This window comes from Streptomyces sp. NPDC059037 (assembly GCF_042740015.1).
GTDB lineage: Bacteria > Actinomycetota > Actinomycetes > Streptomycetales > Streptomycetaceae > Streptomyces.
Genome location: NZ_JBHYIG010000254.1, coordinates 1 through 14,481, shown reverse-complemented (window position 1 = coordinate 14,481; position 14,481 = coordinate 1). Strand labels below are relative to the sequence as shown.

Here is a 14,481-nt window from a genome sequence, read left to right as displayed (position 1 = left end):
CCGCACGGCCTGCTGCTCACCGCCTCCGGCGGCGGGAGCCTGCGCGGCGGACGCCGCGTCCGCCAGGCCCCCCGCCCGCGGGGCCCCCGGGGGCATCTGGTTTGTGTGGCCATACACCACCACCCCTATCACACCAAACACCGGGGGGGCCCCCGGCGCCCCCCCGCCGGGCGGCCCGCACGTTCCGCACTTTCCGTACAAAGGAGAAGCACCCTTGACCGGCTCCCCGCGCCGCACCGTCGTCACCACGGCTCTCGCCCTGCTCGCCGCGGTCGCGCCGCTGACCTCCTCGGTGGCCGCAGTTCCCCGGGTGTCGGTCGCCGCCGCCGACGCGGCGGCCGAGCTCGACCCGGCCAAGTCCAAGGCCCAGTGGATCGACCGGAACACCCTCGCCTGGGACGTCCAAGGCGAGGCCGCCACCCAGGAGTTGGTGTACTCGCGCGACGGGCGGCTCACGGTGAAGGACGGCAAGCTCTCCGGTGAGGGGCAGCGCATACGCCTGACCCCGGCCGAAGGCGGCCTCACCGACGCCCAGAGGAAGAAGTACCCGCACCTGAAGGACTACGCGGCGTTCACCGTCGACCCGCGCGACCGCGACCGCGTCCGTCGCGCGCTCACCGGCCAGCTCGTCGCCACCCGCGGCGACGCCGACGGCAAGCTCCTCGCCGCCACCGGCGTACAGACCCAGGGTGTCCTCGACGACCTCTACAGCGCGGCCGCGACCAAGGCCACCCTCGGTCCGCGGTTCCGCCACGGCCGTACGACGCTCGCCGTGTGGGCCCCCACCGCCCAGTCCGTCGCCCTCGAACTCGACGGCAAGAGCGTGCCGATGCGGCGCGACGACGCGAGCGGGGTGTGGTCCGTCACCGGCGCCGAGAGCTGGTCGGGCAAGTCGTACCGGTACGTGGTGAAGGTGTGGGCGCCCAGCGTCCAGAAGGTCGTCACGAACAGGGTGACCGACCCGTACTCCACCGCGCTCACCGCGAACTCGGAGCGCAGCATCGCCGTCGACCTCGGCGACCCGAAGCTCGCCCCCGCGGGATGGGATCGGCTGCGGAAGCCGAAGGCGACGCCGCTGCGGGACGCGCAGATCCAGGAGCTGCACATCCGGGACTTCTCCGTGGAGGACCGCACCGCCAAGCACCCGGGCAAGTACCTGGCGTTCACGGACACCGCGTCCGACGGCATGAAGCACCTGCGGAAGCTGGCCGGCGCGGGCACGTCGTACGTGCACCTCCTGCCCGCGTTCGACATCGGCACCATCCCGGAGCGCGCCTCCGAACAGGCCACCCCCGACTGCGACTTGACGGCACTCGCCCCGGACTCCGACGAGCAGCAGGCCTGCATCACCAAGACCGCCGCCAAGGACGCCTACAACTGGGGCTACGACCCGCTGCACTACACCGTCCCGGAAGGCAGCTACGCCAGCGACCCGGACGGCACCCGGCGCACGGTCGAGTTCCGGCGGATGGTCCAGGGTCTCAACGGCTCCGGACTGCGCACCGTGATGGACGTCGTCTACAACCACACGGTCGCCTCCGGCCAGGCCGACAAGTCCGTACTCGACAAGATCGTGCCCGGCTACTACCAGCGGCTGCTCGCCGACGGGACCGTCGCGACCTCCACCTGCTGCGCCAACACCGCGCCCGAGAACGCCATGATGGGCAAGCTGGTCGTCGACTCGATGGTCACCTGGGCCAAGGAGTACAAGGTCGACGGCTTCCGCTTCGACCTGATGGGCCACCACCCCAAGGCCAACATCCTCGCCGTCCGCAAAGCGCTCGACGCGCTGACCTTGGAGAAGGACGGCGTCGACGGAAAGAAGATCGTCCTCTACGGCGAGGGCTGGAACTTCGGCGAGATCGCCGACGACGCCCGCTTCGTGCAGGCCACCCAGAAGAACATGGCGGGCACCGGCATCGCCACCTTCTCCGACCGGGGCCGTGACGCGGTGCGCGGCGGCGGCCCCTTCGACGAGGACCCGGGCGTCCAGGGCTTCGCGAGCGGCCTCTACACCGACCCCAACTCCTCGAAGGCCAACGGCACTGAGGCCGAACAGAAGGCCCGGCTCCTGCACTACCAGGACCTCCTCAAGGTGGCCCTCACCGGCAACCTGGCCGGCTACACCTTCACCGACTCCGCCGGCCGCCGCGTGCGGGGCTCGGAGGTCGACTACAACGGAGCCCCCGCCGGATACGCGGCCGCCCCCGGCGACGCCCTCTCCTACGCCGACGCCCACGACAACGAATCGCTGTACGACGCGCTCGCCTTCAAGCTCTCGGCGGACACGACTCCGGCCGAGCGCGCCCGCATGCAGGTGCTCGCGATGGCGACGGCCACCCTCGCCCAAGGCCCCTCCCTCTCCCAGGCCGGAAGCGACCTGCTGCGCTCCAAGTCCCTCGACCGGAACTCCTACGACAGCGGGGACTGGTTCAACGCCATCCACTGGAACTGCAAGGACGGCAACGGCTTCGGACGCGGCCTGCCCCCGGCCGCCGACAACAAGGACAAGTGGCCTTACGGAAAGCCCCTGTTGACGTCCGGCGCCCTGACCCCGGGGTGCGCCGAGATCGACGGAGCGTCGGCCGCGTACCAGGACCTGGTGAAGCTGCGCGCGACCGAGCCCGCCTTCTCCCTGGCAACCGCCGACCAGGTCAAGGCCCGGCTCTCCTTCCCGCTCTCCGGGACCTCCGCCGAGACGCCCGGCGTCATCACCATGGAGCTCGGCGACCTGGTGATCGTCTTCAACGCCACTCCGGAGGCGCAGTCCCAGCGCGTCGCGGCGCACAAGGACACCGCGTACGCCCTGCACCCGGTCCAGGCGAAGGGCGCCGACCCGGTGGTCAAGTCATCGTCGTACGACCCGAGTTCAGGAACCTTCAGCGTCCCCGCACGGACGGTCGCCGTCTTCGAGCGGGGCTGAAAAAGAGGGGGCCCAGCGGCCCCCGTGACCCGCCGGGCTGATGGCGCGTCGGCCCTCCCACGTACCCCACTACGTACAGGAGGCTGTATGCCGTACCCCCGTGCAACAAGAAAGCCCAGTGTGCTGCTGTCCGCCGTCCTGGCCGCGCTGTTCCTGACGCTGCTGCCAGGCGTCGGCGGCGCGGGTCAGGGCGGGCGAGACGCCCAGAAGGCGGCCGCCGATGTGGAGTCGGCGACCATGCTCGGCGGGGATCCCCGCAAGGACTCCATCTACTTCGCGATGACCGCGCGCTTCAACGACGGCGACGCGTCCAACAACCGGGGCGGCAACCAGCACACGTCGTCCGGCAACGCCGCCAACGAAGACCCCATGACCCGGGGCGACTTCAAGGGCCTCGCCGAGAAGCTCGACTACATCAAAGGCCTCGGCTTCTCGGCGATCTGGATCACCCCGGTCGTCATGAACCGCTCCGACTACGACTACCACGGCTATCACGGGTACGACTTCTACAAGATCGACCCGCGCCTGGAGTCGGACGGCGTCTCCTACCAGCAGCTCATCGACCGGGCGCACGCCAAGGGCATCAAGATCTACCAGGACGTCGTCTACAACCACAGCTCACGCTGGGGCGCCAAGGGCCTGTTCACGCCGACCGCGTTCGGCATCCAGGACGAGGAGTGGGGCGACTACTACGACGACAAGGTCGAGGGAAAGGAGTACGACCCGCTCGACGAGGACGCCCAGGGCAACCCCTACAACGGCGACCGCTGGTCCACCGCGGAACCGGCGGGCAACACCTGCAAGGACTGGGGCAAGCAGTCCGGCACGGGATCGGACGGCCGGAAGATCTACAACTGCCAGTGGCCGAACCCCACTTCGGGCATGTTCCCGGCGGACAAGTACCACCAGTGCTGGATCGGCAACTGGGAGGGCGAGGACGCGCGCAGCTGCTGGCTGCACGACGACCTCGCGGACTTCAACACCGAGAACGCGGGCGTGCAGAAGTACCTGATCGACGCCTACGACAAGTACATCGACATGGGCGTGGACGGCTTCCGCATCGACACCGCCGTGCACATCCCGCGCACCACCTGGAACCGCCGCTTCCTGCCCGCCCTGCACGACAAACTGGTGGGCAAGTACGGCGCGGACAAGGCCGACGACTTCTACGTCTTCGGCGAGGTCGCCGCCTTCGTGAACGACAAGTGGAACCGCGGCTCGGTCAACCACTCCGCGCAGTTCTACACGTGGAAGGAGCGCAAGGAGTACAGCGCGGACGACGCCGCGGCCGCCCTGGAGATGTACGAGTACGAGCAGGCGCAGGGCACCGGCAACCAGCCCACCAGCAACAACGCCTTCCTGGACGGGAACACCTACCACGCCCCCGACCGCACGAAGTTCTCCGGCATGAACATCATCGACATGCGGATGCACATGAACTTCGGCGACGCCCCGAACGCGTACAACAACGGCAAGGACTCCGACGACTCCGTCAACGACGCGACGTACAACGCCGTGTACGTCGACAGCCACGACTACGGCCCGAACAAGTCCTCCACCCGGTACGCCGGCGGCACCGACGCCTGGGCCGAGAACATGGCCCTGATGTGGACCTTCCGCGGCATCCCGACCCTCTACTACGGCTCGGAGATCGAATTCCAGAAGGGCAAGCAGATCGACTGCGGCCCCAAGTGCCCACTGGCCGGCACGGGCCGCGCCTACTACGGCGACCACCTCCAAGGCACCGTCACCGCATCGGAGTTCGGCACGGTCGACAGCGCCGACGGCGAGGTCGCCAAGACCCTGGAGCAGCCTCTGGTCAAACACGTCCAGCGGCTGAACCAGATCCGCAGGGCGGTGCCCGCGCTCCAGTCGGGCCAGTACTCGACCGAGGGCATCGAAGGCCAGATGGCGTACAAGCGCCGCTACACCTCCGGCTCGGTCGACAGCTTCGCCCTGGTCACCGTCTCCGGCGCCGCGACCTACAGCGGCATCCCCGACGGCACGTACACCGACGCCGTCACGGGCGACAAGAAGACCGTCACCGACGGCAAGCTGTCCGTCGCCGCTCCCGGCAAGGGCAACCTGCGCGCCTACGTGCTCGATCTGCCGGGCAATCCGGCTCCGGGCAAGGTGGGCACGGACGGCTCGTATCTGAAGTAGAGCGCGGCGAGGTCTCCGGCGGAGGTGCCTAGCCGAGCGTCAGCTCGACCCGTACCGGCCCGGCGACGGCGCCCCCGGTGGTCGCGCCGACCCGGACGGTGGCATCGGCGGTACCGGGCGGGCCCATGATCGGGTCCGCCCGGCAGGTGAGCGTGTACGCGCCCGCGGCGGGCGCGGTGAGGAAGAAGCGTCCCTCGGTGTCCGTCACGGCAGCGATGTCCGGCAGCGGCCGGGGCCCGTCCGTGAACAGGACATGAGCACCCGCCACCGGCGCGCCCGTGGCGTCGCGGACGACGCCGGTGATCTGTACTGCCGAACCGCTGCCGTTCATAGGCCTTCGCTCATGCCTTCCATGCCACGTAGTTGTTGAAGACGGGGGTGGTGAACCGGGTGCCCGAGTTCACCCGGGATCCGCCGTAGGCGTGTATCGCGAAGCCGAAGCGGCCGTTGCTGTCGATGCGGTAGACCGAGCTGCCGCTCTGGCCGCCGGCGGTGTCGATGTCGTAGTACACCTTGCGCGGGGCGACCGAGTCGATCCCGCGTGCCGCGTACCACATGGTCCCGGACGGCTTGTCGCCCGGATAGCCGGCGATGTTGCCGGTGGTCTTGAGCAGATCCGAGTCCGACCATACGCCGAAGCCGAACCAGCCGATGGAGGAGCCGATGTTGGACGGCGTGATGATGGCGCCGTAGTCGTAGTTCTCGTCGCCGTTCTGCGTCCAGCCGAGCACCGAGCGGAAGCTCGTGCAGGTGATGCTGCCGTACGGCAGCGAGGCGCCGTTGCGGCCCGGCATGACCTGGATGCTCTTCACCCAGCCGTCGCGGCCCGCCACTCCACTGCCCTTGATGTAGACCACGTGCCCGGCGGTGGCCAGCGTGTGCGGTCCGAGCAGCCAGCCGGTGCCCTGGTAGAGCGCGTTGTCGCGGGCGGTGATCAGCAGGTAGCAGTGGACGCGCCAGGGGTAGACGCTGGTGTTGTTGATCCGTACGCGGTCATCGGGGCCGTGCACCGTCTCGGGGGCCAGCGGCGGCGGACCGAACGACGCCTCCCCGATGTCGGGCAGCGTGGCGGTCGGGGCCGTCCAGGCCTCGGGCGCGAAGTGTTCCGGCCGGCGGTAGCCCTCGATGTGCTCGAGCCCCTCGCCCGTCGGGTGCTGTGTCTCGCCCTGCGTGCCCTCGGACGGCGGCTGCAGGACCGCTTCCTGCTCAGGGGCCAGTGTTACCGCACCGTCGTCCGGCTCGTTCGTCACTGCGGTGTGTGGATCTTGCGCCATTCTGGATCACCCGGCTTCTCTCAGAGCTGCGATGTACGGGCTGCGATGTACGGGCTGCGATGTACGAGCTGCGATGTACAAGCTGTGCTGTGCAGAGCTGCGCTGTGATGCCTTCCAGGACGCCGCGGCCGCAACGTTTAGGGTCAATGCCCCTTCTACTGCCGCCTGACAAGTGCCGCAATGAGCCTTTTGCGCCGACTGGGCGGGGAGGCGGCCGGGCCGGTGAACGGCGGGCCGAGACCGTCGGCTGACGGCCTCTCACATCTCCTACGGCACACAGGACATCGGCTCGCTCCCGCACCTCACCGCGAGCGGCCGGGTCCGCGCCCCCGAGGCCACCGCACTCCCACAAGACCGGTCGGGTCCTGCGAACAAATGGCGCCTGCCCGGCCTCCGCCGCCCTCTCGCCCCCCACCCCGGCACTCACGCCCCGCGCGCTGCGGGAGAGAACGGGGCGCGATGCCCGAATCACGCCGACCTCGCTTGCTACGTTGCTGCGCATGTACGCGACGCGGATCTCCCACCACGTGAACGCCTCGCGCCCGGCCGTCTACCGGGCGCTCGTGGACGCGGACGCCATCGCCCGATGGCGGGTGCCGAGCGGCATGACGAGCGAGGTGCACGCGTTCGACGCCCGCGAGGGAGGCGAGTTCCGGGTGTCGCTCACCTACGACGCGCCGCACGGCGCCGGCAAGTCCGCCTCGCACACCGACACGTACCACGGCCACTTCGCCGAACTCGTCCCGGACGAGCGGGTGGTCGAGGTCCTCGCGTTCGAGGCCGAGGATCCCGCACTGCGCGGCACCATGACGATGACGACGACGCTCACCGACGGCGCCGACGGCGGCACCGACGTGGTGATCGTGCACGAAGGGATCCCCGACGCGATCCCGGCGGCCGACAACGAGACGGGCACCCGCATGGCCCTGGCCAACCTCGCCCGGCTCGTCGAGGAGAGTTCCTAGCCCGCACCGCTCATGACGGCACTTTTCCGGTACGCCGGGAGAGCGCCGCCGCCAGTACGACGACGGTCAGCAGGGCGAGGGCGGGCGCGAGCGCCGCCGGTGTGCCGTGGTCGAGTTGCAGCAGGCCGCCCGTCAGGGCGCCGGCGAACATCGCTGCGACGGAGAGGGATCTGCGCAGGGTCGCCGGGCCGGGGCGGTCGGAGGCGAGGGCGGTCAGGGTGCGGGTGAGGACCGTGGTGGTGAGATCCGGGACGGCGATGCGGTGCACGACCGCGTTCTGCAGGCCCATCCCCAGGGCAAGGAGCCCGATCAGTACGTGATCGACGTCGACGGCGGCGCTGGTCACCAGGGCCGCCGCGACCAGCACGGCGTGTGCCGCGACGAGCACCGCGAACAGCCGCACCCGGTCCGCGACCCGCGGCGCGAGCCGCCCTCCCGCCCATGCGCCCGCCACGAACGCGCCGCCCGCGAGGAGCGACGCGGTGGCGGACAACTGGGCGTAGCCCGCGAGCGCGAACCCGAGGAAGACCACGTTCCCGGTCATGTTGGCGACGAAGACGTGGTCGAGGCCCAGATAACTGACGGCGTCCACCAGGCCGGTGACGAAGGTCAGCACGACGAGCAGCGGGGGCAGCACGCCGTGGTGCTCGCGGTCGTCGGGGAAGAGCCGGGCGGCGGCGCGGTCGAGCAGCGAGGTCATGCGTTGACGGCGCGTCAGGGCTCGACCGGCTGGCCGAGCCCGCCCGCACGCCGCTCCCGGCCGGCCTTTCCGAGCGGGACCTTGCCGTGGCAGGAGGCCCACACCGCGTCGTCCCCCTTCACCAGGCAGCCGCGTGACTCGGCCGCATGGCTCGTGTCGTCCGGGGCGGCCACCGCCGGGCGGCGTCGGGAGCGGCGAGGGCCGAGGCCAGGGCGCGGTGAGGTCGCACGGCGGTTCTCCTGTCGAAGTGATGGGGGGCCGGTCACCGCCAAGTGACCGTGGCCGGGCCACCGTCAAGTGATCCGGGCCAGGCCACCGTTACCCGAAACGCCGGACGGCGGCGGCGTCCGCGCGCCCGGTCACGCCCAGAACGACCCGAATGGGCCGGTGCCAAGGGCGCCGAACCCCCTGTCACTTGGGCGTTCGCCCCTCCAGCGCCGTCTGCCAGGCCGGTGCCGCCGCCTCGGGAGCCGGCGCCGCGCGGCGGCCGCCCCGGGCGAAGAAGTCGGCCAGCGGGAGCGTCGCCGCCCCGACGGTCACCGCGTCGGGTCCGAGGCGGCCGAGGCCGATGGTGACCCGGTCCGCGGGGTAGGCGAGGGCGTAGGTGGGGATGTGGCGCTCGACCGCCGTGAGGAAGCGCTGCCCGAGCTGGAGTCCGGCCCAGCCGCCGACCAGGATGCGCTCGGGCTGGAAGAGGTTGATCAGGTCGGAGAGGCCCGCTCCCAAATACTCGGCGGTCTCCTCAAGGACCGCAAGGGCCGTCGGGTCGGCGGCGCGGTCGCCCTCCGGGTAGGCGGCGCCGAGCATGGCGGTGAGCGCGCCCTCCTCGTCGGAGCCCCGAGGCGCCCGCCCGCCCGCCTCCTGCCACCGTTCGAGCAGCGCCTCCGCCCCCGCGTACGCCTCGAGACAGCCCAGCGCCCCGCACCGGCACCGTCTGCCACGGACCCGCACCGTGAGGTGTCCCCACTCGACGGCGCGGCCCTGCTTCGCGTCCTCGGTCACCACGCACGCGCCCACACCCGAGCCGAAGAGGACCACCACCGCGTTGCGCGTGCCGCGTCCGGCGCCGAACCACATCTCCGCCTGGCCCAGCGTCTTGGCGCCGTTGTCGATGAAGTACGGGACGGAGTCGGGGAGTTGACCCGTCTCGCGGAGCAGCGACTCCAGTGGGACCGCGTCCCAGCCGATGGTCTGTCCATGCACCACCGCGCCGAGTTCGGGGTCGCGCGCGACGATTCCCGGCACGCCGATCCCGACGCCGATGACGGCGTCGTCCGAGCCGCCCGCCGCGCCGATGACCTCGGTGATCCCGTCCCTGATGAGTCCCGCGACGCCCTCCACGTCGTGGCCCTTCAGGGTCAACGGCCGCTCAGCACGGGCAAGTTCGGAGAGCGAGAGGTCGAAGAGCTCGACGCGGACCCGGGTCTCGCCGACGTCCACACCGATCAGCCGCCCGCGGTCCGGTGCGACGCGCAGCAGGGTGCGGGGCCGGCCGCCGTCGGACTCCACGCTGCCCGCCTCCTCCACGAGGCCCTCCGCCACCAGCTCGGCCACGACATTGCTGATGGAACCTGAACTCAGCCCGGTGGCGGGCCCGAGCGTGAAGCGGCTCATCGGCCCGTCGAAGTACAGCCGCCGCAGCACGGCGGCGCGGTTCTCCCGCCGCAGGTCGTGCACCGTACGCCCGTTGCGCTGCCCTGCCATGTGGTTCCTTCCGGCCTGCTCTGCCTCGAACTTGGTCCTGTGCGACCTCTTGACGCTATCTTCCCCGCCGGTTTAACTCACGTCCTAAATTAAGTCATGAGGTCATTCAGAAGGTGAACACGGAGCCCGCCCGACCCGGCCCCCGGCCCTTCGCCTCATGACTCCCTCCGGAAGGGACACCTGGAGACATGAGCAGATTCCGAGCGCCCGCCGCCGGCGCCGCCACCCTCGCGCTCGCCCTCGCCGCGTCCCCCTGCGGCGGAGGTACGTCGACGGGCGGTGCCGGATCCAACGACTCGCCGAAGACGCTGACGTACTGGGCGTCGAATCAGGGCCCCAACCTCGCAGCGGACAAGAAGATCCTCGGGCCCGAGCTCGACAAGTTCGAGAAGCAGACGGGCATCAAGGTGAAACTCGAGGTCATCCCCTGGTCGGAGCTGCTCACCCGGATCCTCACCGCGACGACTTCGGGCCAGGGCCCCGACGTACTGAACATCGGCAACACCTGGAGCGCGTCGCTCCAGGCCGGCGGCGCCCTGCTGCCCTGGGACGAGAAGAACTTCGCGAAGATCGGCGGCAAGGACCGGTTCGTCGAGTCCGCGCTCGGCTCGGCGGGGGCACCGGACAAGGACCCGGCGGCCGTGCCGCTCTACTCCATGGCGTACGCCCTCTACTACAACAAAAAGATGTTCGCGGAGGCCGGGATCGACGGGCCGCCCGCCACCTGGGACGAACTGGTCGCCGACGGCAAGAAGCTCTCCAAGGACGGGAGTTGGGCCCTGGGAGCGGAGGGCGCGAACCTGGCCAACAACATCCACCAGATCTTCGTCCTCGGCAAACAGCACGGCGCCGACTTCTTCACCGCGGACGGCAGACCCGACTTCACCTCCGACGGCGCGGTCGCGGCCGTGAAGCAGTACGTCGACCTGATGGCCAAGGACAAGGTCATCGCGCCCGGCAACGCCGAGTACGCGCAGAACCAGTCGCTGAGCGACTTCGCCAAGGACAAGACGGCGATGGTCCTGTGGCAGGCCGCGGCCACCACCTTCAAGTCGCAGGGCATGAGCGACAAGGAGTGGGGCGTGGCGCCCGTGCCGGTCGCCTCCGGCGCTCCCGGGCAGGGCAAGGCCACCAACTCGATGGTCGCGGGCATCAACATGGCCGTGTTCAAGAACACCAAGAACATCGACGGCTCACTGAAGTTCGTGAAGTTCATGACGAGCGACGCGGAGCAGAAGATCCTCTGCGCCGCCTACGGCTCCGTACCGCCCGTCAAGGCCGCACAGCAGGACCCCGCCTTCGACCGCCCCGAACTGAAGGTCCTGCGCGACACCTTGGCCAAGAGCGCCGCGCCGCTGCCCCAGGTGCCCGACGAGTCGCAGTTCGAGACCGCCGTCGGCACCGCCGTCAAGAACCTCTTCGCGCACGCCGCGGCAGGACGCGAGGTGACCACGGCATCGGTGAAGGCCGAACTGGCCAAGGCCCAGCAGCAGATGTCTCAGCAGTGAGCGCTGCGACAGGGCAGCGCCGCCGCAGGCCCGGACGCCTGCGCCGCATCGGACTCCCGTACCTCCTGCTGCTCCCCGCCCTCCTCCTCGAAATCCTCGTCCATCTGCTGCCGATCGTCACCGGCATCGTGATGAGCTTCAAGGAGCTCACCCAGTTCTTCATCCGCGACTGGGGCGCCGCGCCCTGGGCGGGCCTGGACAACTACAAGGTCGCCGTCGACTTCGACGCGCCCGTCGGGCAGGCGCTGCTCCACTCGTTCCTGGTCACCTGCGCCTTCACCCTGCTCTCGGTCGGCCTGTGCTGGCTGCTCGGCACAGCCACCGCGATCTGTCTGCAGGAGACGTTCCGGGGCAGGGGCGTGCTGCGTGCGCTCTTCCTCGTGCCGTACGCACTGCCGGTGTACGCCGCCGTGATCACCTGGGGCTTCATGTTCCAGCGCGACAACGGCCTGATCAACCACGTCCTGCACGACCAGCTCGGCCTCACCGACAGCGCCACGTTCTGGCTCATCGGCGACAACAGCTTCGTCGCGCTGCTCACCGTGTCGGTGTGGAAGGGCTGGCCGTTCGCCTTCCTCATCATGATGGCAGGCCTGCAGAACATCCCCCGCGAGATGTACGAGGCCGCCGCCCTCGACGGCGCCGGGGTGTGGCAGCAGATCCGCCGCATCACGCTGCCCTCGCTCCGGCCCGTCAACCAGGTGCTCGTCCTGGTCCTCTTCCTCTGGACGTTCAACGACTTCAACACGCCGTTCGTCCTGTTCGGCAGGGCGGCGCCCGAGGCGGCGGACCTCGTCTCGATCCACATCTACCAATCGTCGTTCGCCACCTGGAACTTCGGCACCGGCTCCGCCATGTCCGCCCTGCTGCTCCTGTTCCTGCTCGCGGTGACGGGCGTCTATCTGCGGGTCACGTCACGCGAGAGGAAGTCGGTCCATGCATAGCGTCCGGTCACCGATGGCGCCGCCCCGCTCGTTCCTCTGGTCCCGGCGGATCTTCCTGACCCTGCTCACCGGGTTCGTGCTGCTTCCGGTCTTCGTGATGGTGTCCAGCTCGCTCAAGCCCCTCGAAGACGTGTCGGGGAAGTTCCGCTGGCTGCCCAGCGGGCTCACGATCCGCCCGTACATCGACATCTGGAAGACCGTTCCGCTGGCGAAGTACTTCATGAACTCGCTGATCGTGGCGGGCGCGGCCACCGTCTGCTCGGTGGTGATCGCCGTCTTCGCCGCCTACGCCGTCAGCCGCTACCGGTTCCGCGGCAAACGCGTCTTCACGGTGACCGTCCTGTCGACGCAGATGTTCCCCGGAATCCTGTTCCTGCTGCCGCTGTTCCTCATGTACGTCAACATCGGCAACGCCACCGGGATCGCCCTGTTCGGCTCGCGCGCCGGCCTCGTCCTCACCTATCTCACCTTCTCGCTGCCGTTCTCGATCTGGATGCTCATCGGGTACTTCGACTCGGTGCCGCGCGACCTGGACGAGGCGGCCCTCGTGGACGGCTGCGGGCCGCTCGGCGCGCTCTTCCGCGTCGTCGTCCCCGCCACGGTCCCCGGCATCGTCGCGGTCGCCGTCTACGCCTTCATGACCGCCTGGGGAGAAGTGCTCTTCGCCTCCGTCATGACGAACGACACCACCCGCACCCTCGCCATCGGCCTGCAGGGCTACTCCACCCAGAACGACGTCTACTGGAACCAGATCATGGCCGCGTCACTCGTCGTCAGCGTGCCCGTGGTCGCGGGGTTCCTGCTGCTCCAGCGCTATCTGGTGGCCGGCCTGACCGCCGGAGCCGTCAAGTGACCCATCCCTCTACGTCTGAGAGGACGTCCGTGTCGTCCGTGTCGTCTGCGTCCCGCCTCATCGACCTCGCCGCACTCCCGCACGACTTCGCGTGGGGCACGGCCACATCGGCGTACCAGATCGAAGGAGCCGTCGCGCGGGACGGCCGCTCCCCGTCGATCTGGGACACCTTCTCGCACACCCCCGGAAAGATCGACAACGACGATCACGGCGACATGGCCTGCGACCACTACCACCGCTGGCGCGAGGACATCGCCCTGATGAGGCAACTGGGCACCAACGCCTACCGGTTGTCCCTGGCCTGGCCGCGCATCGTGCCCGGCGGCGACGGGCCGGTCAACGCCAAGGGCCTCGACTTCTACGACCAGTTGATCGACGGACTGCTCGACGCGGGCATCACCCCGTCCGTGACCCTCTACCACTGGGACCTGCCACAGGTCCTCCAGGACCGCGGTGGCTGGCCGGAGCGCGAGACCGCCGAGCACTTCGCCGCGTACGCGTCCGTGGCCGCCGCCCGTCTCGGCGACCGCGTCACGCAGTGGGCCACCCTCAACGAACCCCTCTGCTCCGCCTGGATCGGCCACCTGGAGGGCCGCATGGCGCCCGGCCTGACCGATCTGACCGCCGCCGTGCGCGCCTCCTACCATCTGCTGCTCGGGCACGGCCTGGCCGCGCAGGCGATCCGGGCGGCGGCGCCCCGCGCGCAGATCGGCATCGTCAACAACCTCTCCACCGTCGAGCCCGCCACCGACCGCCCCGAGGACATCGCGGCCGCCCGGCGCGTCGACGGCCACACCAACCGCTGGTGGCTCGACCCGGTGCACGGCCTCGGCTTCCCCGCCGACATGCGCGAGGTGTACGGGGTCGAACTCCCGGAGCGGGCAGGGGACTTGGCGACCATGGCGGGGCCGCTCGACTGGCTGGGCCTGAACTACTACTTCCCGGCCGCCGTCGCCGACGATCCCACCGGGCCCGCGCCGCACGCCCGCCAGGTGCGCCGCCACGGCGTACCGCGCACCGCCATGGACTGGGAGATCGACGCGCGGGGCATCGAGACCCTGCTGCTGCGCCTCACCCACGAGTACGGGGCGCGCAAGCTGTACGTCACCGAGAACGGCTCGGCCTACCCCGACGTCGTACGGCCCGACGGCACGGTCGACGACCCTGAGCGCGCCGACTACCTGGTCCGGCACCTCGCCGCGTGCGCGAGCGCCGCCCGCAAGGGCGCGCCACTCGCGGGGTACTACGCGTGGTCGCTGCTCGACAACTTCGAGTGGGCCTACGGCTACGACAAGCGGTTCGGCCTCGTCCACGTCGACTACGCGACGCAGCGGCGCACCGTCAAGGGGAGCGGCCACCGCTACGCGGCCATCGTCCGCGACCACCAGGGGCGCGCGCACCGCGCCGCCTGAGACGGCGAGCGGCGGCTCCCGGCCGTGTTCGACCG

Annotated in this window: 12 protein-coding genes; 7 read left to right on the top strand and 5 right to left on the bottom strand. The window is 70.0% G+C overall.

Going from position 1 to position 14,481, the window contains the following annotated elements; translation table 11 throughout:
* Window positions 1–214 precede the first annotated feature (214 nt).
* Both pulA and ACFWY6_RS35885 read left to right on the top strand, forming a co-directional pair.
* On the top strand, window positions 215–2,923 hold the full coding sequence (gene pulA, locus ACFWY6_RS35890) for a pullulanase-type alpha-1,6-glucosidase (protein ID WP_384699654.1): 2,709 nt from the start codon (window positions 215–217) through the stop codon (window positions 2,921–2,923).
* A 120-nt stretch (window positions 2,924–3,043) separates the two neighbouring features.
* Complete coding sequence (locus tag ACFWY6_RS35885; protein ID WP_384699652.1) at window positions 3,044–5,086, top strand: alpha-amylase family glycosyl hydrolase; 2,043 nt, start codon at window positions 3,044–3,046, stop codon at window positions 5,084–5,086.
* A 28-nt stretch (window positions 5,087–5,114) separates the two neighbouring features.
* Here ACFWY6_RS35885 and ACFWY6_RS35880 read toward each other — a convergent pair whose 3' ends face one another.
* Both ACFWY6_RS35880 and ACFWY6_RS35875 read right to left on the bottom strand, forming a co-directional pair.
* Complete coding sequence (locus ACFWY6_RS35880; protein WP_384699650.1) at window positions 5,115–5,417, bottom strand: carboxypeptidase-like regulatory domain-containing protein; 303 nt, start codon at window positions 5,415–5,417, stop codon at window positions 5,115–5,117.
* A 10-nt stretch (window positions 5,418–5,427) separates the two neighbouring features.
* The gene (locus tag ACFWY6_RS35875) at window positions 5,428–6,336 is read right to left on the bottom strand and encodes a trypsin-like serine peptidase (RefSeq protein ID WP_384699648.1); all 909 of its coding nucleotides are present in this window, start codon (window positions 6,334–6,336) and stop codon (window positions 5,428–5,430) included.
* A gap of 524 nt (window positions 6,337–6,860) precedes the next feature.
* On the opposite strand from ACFWY6_RS35875, the gene ACFWY6_RS35870 reads away from it, so the two are divergent.
* Window positions 6,861–7,325 carry an SRPBCC domain-containing protein gene (locus ACFWY6_RS35870; RefSeq protein ID WP_384699646.1) on the top strand — a complete coding sequence of 155 codons (465 nt, stop codon included), beginning with the start codon at window positions 6,861–6,863 and terminating at the stop codon, window positions 7,323–7,325.
* 10 nt (window positions 7,326–7,335) lie between these two features.
* Here ACFWY6_RS35870 and ACFWY6_RS35865 read toward each other — a convergent pair whose 3' ends face one another.
* The 3 genes from ACFWY6_RS35865 to ACFWY6_RS35855 form a co-directional block, all read right to left on the bottom strand.
* Window positions 7,336–8,025 carry a YoaK family protein gene (locus tag ACFWY6_RS35865; protein WP_384699644.1) on the bottom strand — a complete coding sequence of 230 codons (690 nt, stop codon included), beginning with the start codon at window positions 8,023–8,025 and terminating at the stop codon, window positions 7,336–7,338.
* Window positions 8,026–8,039: 14 nt separating this feature from the next.
* Window positions 8,040–8,198, bottom strand: a complete 159-nt coding sequence (locus ACFWY6_RS35860) for a hypothetical protein (RefSeq protein ID WP_384699642.1) — start codon at window positions 8,196–8,198, stop codon at window positions 8,040–8,042.
* Window positions 8,199–8,436: 238 nt separating this feature from the next.
* Window positions 8,437–9,729 carry an ROK family protein gene (locus ACFWY6_RS35855; protein WP_384699640.1) on the bottom strand — a complete coding sequence of 431 codons (1,293 nt, stop codon included), beginning with the start codon at window positions 9,727–9,729 and terminating at the stop codon, window positions 8,437–8,439.
* A 188-nt stretch (window positions 9,730–9,917) separates the two neighbouring features.
* Between ACFWY6_RS35855 and ACFWY6_RS35850 the strand changes: the two genes are divergently transcribed.
* From ACFWY6_RS35850 to ACFWY6_RS35835, 4 genes are read left to right on the top strand one after another with little or no spacing between them, the layout of a single operon-like run.
* Window positions 9,918–11,237: an ABC transporter substrate-binding protein gene (locus ACFWY6_RS35850; protein WP_384699638.1), complete on the top strand. Its 1,320-nt coding sequence runs from the start codon at window positions 9,918–9,920 to the stop codon at window positions 11,235–11,237.
* The gene (locus ACFWY6_RS35845; protein WP_384699636.1) at window positions 11,234–12,181 is read left to right on the top strand and encodes a carbohydrate ABC transporter permease; all 948 of its coding nucleotides are present in this window, start codon (window positions 11,234–11,236) and stop codon (window positions 12,179–12,181) included. Before ACFWY6_RS35850 ends, ACFWY6_RS35845 begins: the two co-directional genes overlap by 4 nt.
* Complete coding sequence (locus ACFWY6_RS35840) at window positions 12,174–13,034, top strand: carbohydrate ABC transporter permease (RefSeq protein ID WP_384699634.1); 861 nt, start codon at window positions 12,174–12,176, stop codon at window positions 13,032–13,034. Before ACFWY6_RS35845 ends, ACFWY6_RS35840 begins: the two co-directional genes overlap by 8 nt.
* Window positions 13,035–13,072: 38 nt before the next feature.
* Window positions 13,073–14,446 (top strand): GH1 family beta-glucosidase, encoded by a 1,374-nt coding sequence (locus tag ACFWY6_RS35835; protein ID WP_384699632.1) that lies wholly within the window; start codon window positions 13,073–13,075, stop codon window positions 14,444–14,446.
* Window positions 14,447–14,481: the final 35 nt, after the last annotated feature.